Annotated in this window: 8 protein-coding genes and 1 tRNA gene; 4 read left to right on the forward strand and 5 right to left on the reverse strand. The window is 69.7% G+C overall.

Translation table 11 applies throughout. The features are described 5' to 3' along the window. Positions 1-33 precede the first annotated feature (33 nt). The 3 genes from H2Q94_RS01440 to H2Q94_RS01450 all read right to left on the reverse strand — a co-directional run bounded on the left by H2Q94_RS01440 (position 34) and on the right by H2Q94_RS01450 (position 2,616). The gene (locus tag H2Q94_RS01440) at positions 34-786 is read right to left on the reverse strand and encodes a hypothetical protein (RefSeq protein WP_243791177.1); all 753 of its coding nucleotides are present in this window, start codon (positions 784-786) and stop codon (positions 34-36) included. Positions 787-952: 166 nt separating this feature from the next. Next, complete coding sequence (locus H2Q94_RS01445) at positions 953-1,786, reverse strand: DUF4231 domain-containing protein (RefSeq protein WP_243791179.1); 834 nt, start codon at positions 1,784-1,786, stop codon at positions 953-955. A gap of 756 nt (positions 1,787-2,542) precedes the next feature. Then, positions 2,543-2,616, reverse strand: a tRNA-Thr gene (locus H2Q94_RS01450). Between the two features lie 174 nt (positions 2,617-2,790). On the opposite strand from H2Q94_RS01450, the gene H2Q94_RS01455 reads away from it, so the two are divergent. Then, positions 2,791-4,329: a hypothetical protein gene (locus H2Q94_RS01455; protein WP_243791181.1), complete on the forward strand. Its 1,539-nt coding sequence runs from the start codon at positions 2,791-2,793 to the stop codon at positions 4,327-4,329. A gap of 258 nt (positions 4,330-4,587) precedes the next feature. On the opposite strand, the gene H2Q94_RS01460 is transcribed toward H2Q94_RS01455, so the two are convergent. Then, positions 4,588-6,285 carry an L-lactate permease gene (locus H2Q94_RS01460; RefSeq protein ID WP_243791184.1) on the reverse strand — a complete coding sequence of 566 codons (1,698 nt, stop codon included), beginning with the start codon at positions 6,283-6,285 and terminating at the stop codon, positions 4,588-4,590. Between the two features lie 471 nt (positions 6,286-6,756). Here H2Q94_RS01460 and H2Q94_RS01465 point away from each other — a divergent pair, with 471 nt between their 5' ends. From H2Q94_RS01465 to H2Q94_RS01475, 3 genes are read left to right on the forward strand one after another with little or no spacing between them, the layout of a single operon-like run. After that, positions 6,757-7,275, forward strand: a complete 519-nt coding sequence (locus tag H2Q94_RS01465; RefSeq protein ID WP_243795461.1) for a 5-deoxy-glucuronate isomerase — start codon at positions 6,757-6,759, stop codon at positions 7,273-7,275. Between the two features lie 10 nt (positions 7,276-7,285). Continuing rightward, positions 7,286-8,044 (forward strand): 2-dehydro-3-deoxy-D-gluconate 5-dehydrogenase KduD, encoded by a 759-nt coding sequence (gene kduD / locus H2Q94_RS01470; RefSeq protein ID WP_243791186.1) that lies wholly within the window; start codon positions 7,286-7,288, stop codon positions 8,042-8,044. Continuing rightward, a complete protein-coding gene (locus H2Q94_RS01475; RefSeq protein WP_243791188.1) occupies positions 8,041-8,799 on the forward strand; it encodes an IclR family transcriptional regulator in 759 nt (252 codons plus the stop codon). Before kduD ends, H2Q94_RS01475 begins: the two co-directional genes overlap by 4 nt. A gap of 273 nt (positions 8,800-9,072) precedes the next feature. Here H2Q94_RS01475 and H2Q94_RS01480 read toward each other — a convergent pair whose 3' ends face one another. Then, on the reverse strand, positions 9,073-9,561 hold the full coding sequence (locus tag H2Q94_RS01480; RefSeq protein WP_184483541.1) for an inorganic diphosphatase: 489 nt from the start codon (positions 9,559-9,561) through the stop codon (positions 9,073-9,075). Between the last annotated feature and the right edge of the window lie 195 nt (positions 9,562-9,756).

The raw sequence follows: 9,756 nt of genomic DNA on the forward strand, positions 1-9,756 counted from the left end.
CAGAGCGCGGGGCCGTGGCGTGCGGCTCGCCTGTCAGGCGCCGTCGTTCGCAGGTTCGTTCTGCGACAGTCCGGCGAGGGGGGCGAGCGGGGTGTTGCTGAGCCCGTCGGCCAGCGGCTTGCCGACCGCGCCGCCCGCGTTGCTCAGGTCGAGCAGGCCGCCCTTGGGCGTGCCCGCGGTCGTCGGCTTGGTGGTGGGGACGTTCACGGCGGACGAGCTGCCGCCGTCCTGTCCGTCGGCGCCGTTCTGGCCGCCGGTGCCCGCCGCGCCGGGCTGGCCGTTCTCGGCGGAGACGTTGTTGTTGATCTGGTCCGGCGGGATCTGGTTGATGAGGTCGATCATCGCGGTGCCGGTGCTGTCGACGAAGTCGGCGAGGTCGCGCGTGGCGGGAGCCTGGGTGAGGCCGTCGACCGGGGTGGTGGCCCCGGAACGAGCCTGCGAGGCGGGGATGACGCCGCCGAGCGGGATGGTGGCCCCCTCGGTGTTGACGGGGTGGGTGTGGGCCTGGGTCAGGTCGTGCAGCGTGTCGCCGATGAGGTTGCCCTCGCCGGTGCGGCCGGAGGTGTCGCCCGCCTGATCGGCCAGTGCCTGTGGCGCGCGCACCACGTCGCCGACGGTGCGCTGCAGTCCGTGCACGGTTCCGGCGCCGTGGAAGACGGTCTGCGCGAATCCGTTGTCCACGGGCAGCTCGGCCGGGAACTGCGGTGCTGCGTGGGCGGTACCGGCGAAACCGACGGCACCAGCGCCTGCCAGCACGGCGGCGGCCGTGGTGAGGCTGCGTTTCATCGCCTTGCTCCTCTCTGCACAGGCGCTCACCTGTGCGCCAGAGGTCGCAGCGTACGGAGCCGAAACCGGCCACTAATCAGCGATCACGACAGCCACGAAATATCGACTGACAGTGCACGGAATGGCCGGTGGACGACACGTTCGTGTGAGAAAAGCGATCTTGAAATTACTGTCCGACGACGGAGGTGACGTCGACGGACTGGTTGAGGTGCTGCTGCCGCTTGGCTTGTTCTTCGCGCAACGATTCCACCGTGTCGGCGAATTCGGCGTACGCGTCGCTTTCGTCCTCGAACCGGCTGTATCGACCGGCCCGTAATTCGACCGAGTGGTATTCGCGTTCCAGCACATCGGCGGTCTGCTGCAGGCTCGCGGCACGTTCCCGGTACTTCGAGTAGCCGCCGAACGCGGCCGCGACCGCCACCAGCAGACCCATGCCCACCGCGGCCCAGCGCGCGCTGACCACGGCGGCCGAGGCCGCGGTGACGGTGGCGCTGATGATGGATCCGGCGATGACCACCGTTTGCAGGAGCTGGTCCTTCCAGCGGTGGCTGCCCGCTTCGGTGCGGTACCGCTCGATCACGTCCGGCAGGTCCGCCCGGTAGCGCTTGCGCATGCCGAGCAGATCGCCGGCGTTCCACTCGTCGAGCTGGTGCTCGCGATGCGCTCGCTCGAACTCGCGGAGCTCGGCGGCCACCGAGCGCACCGCGAAGTGGTGGCGATACGCGGTGCGCGCCGATACCGCGACCGACCCGACGGGGATGGCCACGGCCGCCGCCGATACGGCTATCGGCGGCGTGAGCAGCACGATCCCGGAGATCGAGAGCGCAGTGAGGGCCACGTTCCCCGGATAGGCCCAGATCAGCAGAAGTCGTTGCAGCATGCGCGCTCGGTAGAGCTGTTCGGACAGCTCGCTGATGCGGCGCTCCCAGTCCTGCGGCTGGGTTTCCCCGGCGATGACCCCGCCCCCAATGATGCCCGTGCCCGCGTCCCAACGCTCCATCACATCGATCCTTCCGGCGTCACTGTGATCGAAGTAGTTCCCCAAGTACGACGACAATCGACCGGTCGGGTGATAGCTGATTGGGCTGATCGGCCTACACCCTGTTGCGCCGTGTGATCACCGCAGGTCGACCGCGAGGCATCTTCGTCGAAACCTGCCAGTGATAACAGTCGATGGCGCAAGTCCTCAGTCGCCGCGACTACTCGCCCCGGAATCGGGGTTCTCCACTGTGGCAGCGCGTCCGTTCGGACCAACCACGTGGGCCACGATCGGCCCTGCGATCCCTCTGCTATGGGGGTGCGGCCGCGTTGGCGATCGCGTGGGGAGCCGATCCGCAGTGGATCACTTCCGGGATTCTCATCGCTTTTCCGGGGGTGGCTTCGAGGGGGAGTGGGAATATGCGAGTCGGGAGTGTGAAAAACGGGGGATGAGCTGGTCTCTCGTTGGTTCGCAGGTGTCGGACGATTTCTTGTCCGGGTGGTGTTTCGGCAGTTCAGCAGTTGATCTGGTGCCGCTCCGGAATTCGTCGCCGATCTGTGCGCAGTGCGTAGGTGAGGTGGCTGAAAGCCCCTTCTTGATCGCTCCGGGACGAGCGTTGAGTGTCGGCCGGGTGTTCCGGAATAGGCGCGAGCGAACGTATTGGTGACGCCCGGCGGGTGCGGAGGTCGGCGGCGGGGTGGCTCGGCTACCTGACGACCCGGGTGTGAAACGAGAAAGACCGCAGGTCACCGAAGTGATCCTGCGGTCCTCTCAACGAGCCGCCTAAGGGAATCGAACCCTTGACCTACGCATTACGAGTGCGTCGCTCTGGCCGACTGAGCTAAGGCGGCGTTGCGGAAACGAGTGTAGCGGGTCGGCCGGAGCCGCCCGGCGGAGGGGTTCTTGATGCAGGTGGTGCCCGAGGCGTCACCGGTTGCGGCGAAGATCAGCGTCACCCGGACGAGGGGCCGTCGTTGATATGTGCGGTGACGGCAGTCACTGCTTTGCCGATGGAGGGCATTCGGATGCGATCAGTTCGGCCGTTGCGCCGTTTCACCGCTGTGACGACGGTGTCGCTGGCCGTCGCCGGGCTTGGGTTGCCCGCCGCGTTCGCGCAGCCCACGCCGGAGCCGATCCCCGTGGATCCGGAGCAGCCTCCCGGGTTGGTGGTGCCGCCGCAGCCGGGGCCGATCGCCGCCGAGGTGGGAACCGGGATCGGGATGGTGCGAGTGCTGCCGGGAACGGTGCCGGGGGAGAGCATCTTCGACGACCCGGCCTACGAGGACGCGTTGCGCAAGCAGTCGCTGATCGAGCTCGGCCTGGGGCTGGCGAAGTCGAAGGCCGATTCCGAGTCGTACCTGGCGCACGAGCACGCGGTCGCGGAGGCGGCGCCGTTCGGTGCCGCCATCGGCGGGTATTCGCCGCAGCCGCCGGGGTTGCCGGCCATTCAGACGGCGGTGCCGGATCATCCGGAGCCGACGGTGACGGGGGTGCGGCCGCCCGCTTCGCCCGCTGACGCGCTGCTGAAACTCGGTTTGCTGGAAGGCAGCGCGCATGCGCGCTGGGACGAGCGGCTCGGGCCGTGCGTGTCGCCGATCTCGGAGGCGAGCAGTTCGCTGGGGAGCCTGTCCGCGGTGAACGTGCTGCCCGCGTTGCCGGACACGCCGGAGCAGTTCGCCGAGTTGCCGCCCGCGGAGCAGGCGGCGGGGCTCGATCAAGGCGGCGCGGAGGACGCGCAGAGCAAGCTCGCCGGTGACCTGCCGGGGTCGCTCGCCCGGCTGGGCGGGCTGCTTTCGGGTGGTGCGCCGACGGAATCGGGCGCGGGATCGTTGCTGCACGTGCCGGATGCGGTGCGCGCGCAGTCGCGCATCGAGCTGGTCGACGTGCCCGGGTCCGCGGGCAAGGCGGTGCGGGCCACGTCGGCGATGCAGCTGGCGAGCGTGCGGCTGCTGTCCGGCACTCCGCAGGAACTGCGGGTGGATGTGGTGAGCGAACCCAAGTTGACGGTCACCGCGACCGGCGACCCTGAAACGTCCACTGTGGACTACGAGGCTCCGGTGTTGCGGGTGAGTCAGGGCGGCCGGGAGCTCGTGGTGATCGACGCGGCGAATCCGACGGCGGACCTGCCGATCGGCTTGCCGGGAGCGCCCGGGGAGCTGCCGATCGTGGGTCCCGCGCTGAACGACCGCGTGCTCGACATCGGCGTGCTGCGGCTGAGCATCGGCGAACTCACCCAGGAGGCGCAGGGCGCCGAACTGCGGGCGGGTGCACGGCTTTTCGACCTGAAGCTGCTGCCCGGTACCGCGCTCGGCATGCCGGACGCGGCGCTCGCCCACGTGACCTTCGGCGAGCAGACGGCTCGGGCGGGGGCGCCGGAAGGCGGCGTCGTGTGCGACGCGCCCGCGGAGCCCGCGCCGGTGCCGGCATCCGCGCAGGGTGCGGCCGCCCCGCCGCTGGCGAAGACCAGCGGGGCGTACTACACGATTCCGCTGTTCTGGACGGGAACGGGCTTGTTGCTGCTCGGCGCCGTGCTCGTCGCGGCGGCTCCGCGCCGCAGGCACTGAGCCGCCCCGCGCCGTCCCCCTGCCCCGAATTGGGGGACGGCCCACCCGATCCGGCAGGGCGGAGGGTGGAGTGAACGGACCGTTCGTCCAATCCGCTTGGACGAACGGTCCGTTCACTCGGCTCGGTGCGGTGCGGCTTCGCGGATCGTCGACTTCGGTCAGGGGTGAACGGTCCGTTTGCCCAATGCGCTTGGACGAATGGTCCGTTCACTCTGATCAGTGCGGCTGCGCACTCCGATCGGTCGGCGGGCGTGCGGATCAGCCGAGCATCCAGCTCAGCACCGGGGTGGATTGCAGGTAGACCAGCGTGCACATGATCAGCAGGCTCCAGCCGAAGACTCGGCGGAACAGCTCGCCTTCGCGCCCGACCAGTCCGACCGCGGCGGTGCCGATCGCCAGGTTCTGCGGCGAGATCATCTTCGCCATCACGCCGCCGGAGGAGTTCGCCGCGCCCAGCAGCACCGGGTCCGCGCCGATCTGCTCGGCCGCGGTGGTCTGCAGGCCGCCGAACAGGGCGTTCGCGCCCGCGTCGGTGCCGGTGATGGTCACGCCGAACCAGCCGACGACGGGGGAGAGGAAGGCGAAGAACGCCCCGGTGCCCGCGAGCCAGACGCCGAGCGTGTGGATCTGCCCGGACAGGTTCATCACGTAGGACAGCGCGAACACGGCGAGGATCGCGAGGATGGCCCAGCCGAACTGTCGCAGCGTCCGGCCGTAGACGAGCAGCGCGTCTTTCGGCCGCACCCGCAGGAACGGCAGGGCCAGCAGGCCCGACAGCAACAGCAGGGTTCCGGTGGCGGAGCCGATGGCGAACTCGTACTCGGTGTCGACGGGGGCGCCCTCGGCGGTCAGCACGGTGAGACCGGGCCAGTCGAAGCTCCAGGTCAGCGCTTTCAGCGGCGCCATGACGGAGTCGAACTGGGCGAGCGCGAAAACCAGCACGATGATCAGGTAGGGGGCGAAGGCGCGCACGGTCTCGGCGCGGGAACCCGTTGCGGTCAGGGAGTTTCCCCCGCCGGGATCGGAGGTCGTCGGGGCCGTCGCGACGGTGCCTCCGGCTTCCCGCGACCGCGCGGGTTCCGCCGCCGGAGTTCTCGCGGCGTCCCCGTCGTCGGGCAGCAGCGCGGCCGTGACCGGCTCGCCGGGCTGCCACACCCGCAGCAACAGCAGGATCGCACCGGCGGACACGACCGCCGCCACGATGTCCGCGAGCTGGTATGACAGGTAGTTCGAGGTGAGGAACTGCGCCACGGCGAAGGAGAGCCCGCCGACGAGCGCGGCCGGCCAGGCCTGCCGGATCCCGCGGCGTCCGTCGGCGACGATCAGCAGCACGAACGGGACGGCCACGGCGAGTACCGAGACCTGTCGTCCGGCGATCGCGCCGAATTCCGCGGCGGGCAGACCGGTGACCTCGCCGAGCACGGTGATCGGGTTGCCCATGCCGCCGAACGCGACGGGCGCGGTGTCGGCGACCAGCGCCAACGCGGCGGCTCTGAGCGGGGAGACGCCGAGGGCGATGAGCATGACCGAGCAGATCGCCACCGGCCCGCCGCCGCCCGCGAGCGCTTCGAGCAGCGCGCCGAAGCAGAAGGCGATGACGATGGCCTGCACCCGGATGTCCTCGCCGAGCGTGCCGAACGCGCGTCGCAGCACCGCGAAATGTCCACTGTGCACGGTCAGGTTGTAGATCCAGATGGCGTTGAAGGTGAGCCAGAGGATGAGCAGCAGGCTCTGCGCCATGCCGAACAGTCCCGCGTCGAGCGCGAGCAGCGGCGGCATGCCGTAACCGGCGACGGCGACGAGCAGGGCGACGCCGAGGGTCGCCAGCCCGGCCCAGTGCGCTTTCCAGCGCAGTCCGCCGAGCAGGAACAGCAGCGTGACCAGGGGCAGCAGCGCGAGCAGCGCGGACAGCAGCAGTGAGCCGGTGGGATCGGGGCTCTGGTGGTAGGGCGGCACGGTGACCTCCACAGACCCGCCGAACGGCGGGTTGTTCCGAAAAGCAGAACGGGGTTCCATATTCGGTGACGGTCATGGTGACCCCGATCACCACCGGCTGGCTATCGGCCGCCTGGCCCAATTGGCGGCGAACGCCCGGCCCGCCCGGTCCTGAACGAGGAGGCTCCGCATGGAGAATCGGCACGCCACGCACCCGGAACAGGTGCCCGGATTCGACACCGGCGCGCTGCGCGCCCACTACCTGGTGCCCGATCTGTTCGCGCCCGGTGAGATCCGCACCGTGCACTCGCACCAGGATCGGGTGGTGCTCGGTGGCGCCAGTCCCGAGCCGGGTCAGGTGCTGGCGCTGCCCGCCGAACCCGCGCTGCGCGCCGAATTCTTCTGCGAGCGCCGCGAACTGGGTGTGATCGCGCTCGGCGGGCCGGGCACCGTCACCGCCGACGGCGTCGAGCATCGGCTGGAGCACCGCGACTGCGTCTACATTGGACTCGGAACCCGCGAGGTGGCGTTCCAGGGCGACGGAACCCGGTTCTACCTGGTCTCCGCCCCGCGCACGCCGCGCATCCGACGCGCGTCGCGCGGCATGCCGACACCGAGCCCGCGCGGCTCGGCGCGCAGGCCACGGCGAACGTGCGGGAACTGCGCAAGTACGTGCACCCGGCGGGAATCACCTCGGATCAGCTGGTCATGGGCGTCACCGAACTCGCCGAGGGCAGCGTCTGGAACACCATGCCCGCGCACACCCATGACCGGCGCACCGAGTGCTACCTGTACTTCGACCTGCCCGCCGAACATCGCGTCCTGCACCTGCTGGGCGAGCCGGGCGAGACCCGGCACCTGGTGGTGAGCGACGAACAGGCGGTGATCTCCCCGAGCTGGTCCGTCCACAGTGGAGCGGGAACGCATCGGTACGGTTTCGTATGGGCGATGGCGGGCGAAAACCAGTCCTTCGACGACATGGACCACGTCGCCGTCGCGGACCTGCGGTAGAGGAGTGGGCGTGAGCGCTGAACTGTTCTCGTTGCGCGGCCGGACCGCGCTGGTCACGGGTGCGCGCACCGGCATCGGCCGGGGCGTGGCGCTCGGGCTGGCCGAAGCCGGAGCGGATCTGGTGCTGCTGGGGCGAACCGGCGATCTCGGCGAGGTCACCGAGCGGGTGCGGGCGCACGGGGCGGCCGCCGAGGCCATCGGCGTTGATCTCAGCGACCCGGCGGCCGCCGAGGAGCGGCTGCGCGCCGTGTTCGCCGAGCGGCGGATCGACGTGCTGGTCAACAACGCCGGGATCATCCACCGGGAGCCCGCCGCCGAAGTGTCCTATGCGGACTGGCGACGGGTGCTGGACGTGGACCTGGACGCGGTGTTCCTGCTCAGCAGACTGGCCGGCGAGCGGATGCTGGAACGCGGCCACGGCAAGATCATCAACATCGCCTCGCTGCTGTCGTTCCAGGGAGGTGTGCGAGTGCCCGCCTACGCCGCCGCCAAACACGCCGTCACCGGACTCACCAAGGCCCTCGCCAACGAGTGGGCGCCGCACGGAGTGCAGGTCAACGCCATCGCGCCCGGCTACATCCGGACCGACCAGACCGCCGTGCTGCAGGCCGACGAGGAACGCGAGGCCGAGCTCCGCGGGCGCATCCCGGCAGGGCGTTGGGGAGACCCGGCGGACCTGGCCGGGGCCGCGGTGTTCCTCGCGTCGAACGCGTCGAACTACGTCAACGGGCACGTCCTCGTCGTCGATGGTGGTTGGATGGCCCGGTGACCAGCACCTCCGAAGGGCCGGGCGCGGTCCGCAAGGCGTTGCGCGTGCTGGAGGCGCTCGCCGACCACGGCCGCGTCACCGAACTCGCCGCCGCCACCGGCCTGCCCAAGTCGACCGTGCACCGGCTGCTGCAAGTGCTGGTGGAGACCGGTTTCGCGCACAGCGACGACACCGGGTACCGCACCGGTGACCGGGTGCTCGCACTGGCGGGCAAAGTGCTCTACCGCTTCGACCCGGCCGCTCAAGCCGACCCGGCACTGGTGCGGCTGCGCGACGACACCGGCTGCACCGTGCACTTCGCGATGCGCTTCGGCGGGGAGCTGCTGTACGTGCACAAGGTCGAACCGGACAAGCCGTACCGGATGGGGTCGCGGATCGGCATGCACCTGCCGTGGCACACCAGCGCCATCGGCAAGGCGGTGCTCGCCGAACTGCCCGCGGACGCCGTCCGGGAACTGATCGGCGCCGGTGAGCTGCCCGCGCGCACCGCGAACTCGCTCACCACGCAGCGGGAACTGCACGCGCAGCTGGAGGAGGTGCGGGCCGTCGGGTACGCGCTCGACGACGGGGAGAACGAGCTCGGTGTGCGCTGCACCGGCGCCGGTGTGCGGGACCACTCGGGTGCCCTCATCGGCGGGGTCAGCGTCTCCACGCTCGCGCTGGAGCACGACATGGCCCGGTTGCGGGAGTTCGGAACCCGGGTGCAGGCCGCCGCCGCGGAGGTATCGACCGCTCTGGGGCATCAGAGCCGCTGATCCGAGCACGACGAAGGCCCTCCCCGCTCCGGGAAGGGCCTTCGGTGTGCACCTTGCAGATTGGTCTTTTACTCGTTGTCTTGTCAGCGGCGAAGCCGATGAGCAGTGACCAGCCCGAGCAAAAAGACCACCGGCGGGTTCTCAGCGGCCTCTCGCGGGGACGGCGATTTCGCCGCGTATGAGACATACGTCAGAAATCGATCCCGCAGCGAGAAGGTCGCTGAGGTTCCGCTACCCGGACACCTGCGCAGGCCGTTCGGAGAAGAGAACGACTCAGTGGCCCTGTTCCTTCGCGCGCTCGTAGGAGCGCTTGATCTCTGCTTCTGCCTCGGTGCGGCCGACCCAGGTGGCGCCTTCGACGCTCTTGCCGGGCTCCAGGTCCTTGTACACCTCGAAGAAGTGCTGGATCTCCAGGCGGTAGAACTCCGCCAGGTGGTGGATGTCGCGCAGGTGCTCCTGGCGCGGGTCGTCCGAAGGAACGCAGATGACCTTGTCGTCCCCGCCCTTCTCGTCCCGCATCCGGAACATGCCGACCGCGCGCGCGGTGATCAGGCATCCGGGGAAGGTGGGTTCCTGCACCAGCACCAAGGCGTCCAGCGGGTCGCCGTCCTCGCCGAGGGTGTCCTCGACGAAGCCGTAGTCGGCGGGGTACTGGGTGGCGGTGAACAACGTCCGGTCCAGCCGGATCCGGCCGGATTTGTGGTCCACCTCGTACTTGTTCCGGTTCCCCTTGGGGATCTCGATGGTGACGTCGAAGTCCACGCGGTTCCTCACTCGTTCTCGCCAGCTTGCTCGTCGAGCCTGTGCCCGACCGCCCGGCCGCCGTTGCCAGGCCGGTCCCGCATCCCGGTCCCGTACATCGTCAGTGTCCTGAACTGCGATGATTTCCTCAGTCACCGCACGGCGTCACCCGAGGTCGAGCCGCAGGCTCACACGTCGGAGTGGCCGCCCGTGATG

It is taken from the genome of Saccharopolyspora gloriosae, assembly GCF_022828475.1.
Lineage (GTDB): Bacteria > Actinomycetota > Actinomycetes > Mycobacteriales > Pseudonocardiaceae > Saccharopolyspora_C > Saccharopolyspora_C gloriosae_A.

Excerpts from the sequence above, each read along its gene's own strand:
- H2Q94_RS01440 (WP_243791177.1), bottom strand. The coding sequence starts at position 786 with ATGAAACGCAGCCTCACCACGGCCGCCGCCGTGCTGGCAGGCGCTGGT.
- H2Q94_RS01445 (WP_243791179.1), bottom strand. The coding sequence starts at position 1,786 with ATGGAGCGTTGGGACGCGGGCACGGGCATCATTGGGGGCGGGGTCATC.
- H2Q94_RS01455 (WP_243791181.1), top strand. The coding sequence starts at position 2,791 with ATGCGATCAGTTCGGCCGTTGCGCCGTTTCACCGCTGTGACGACGGTG.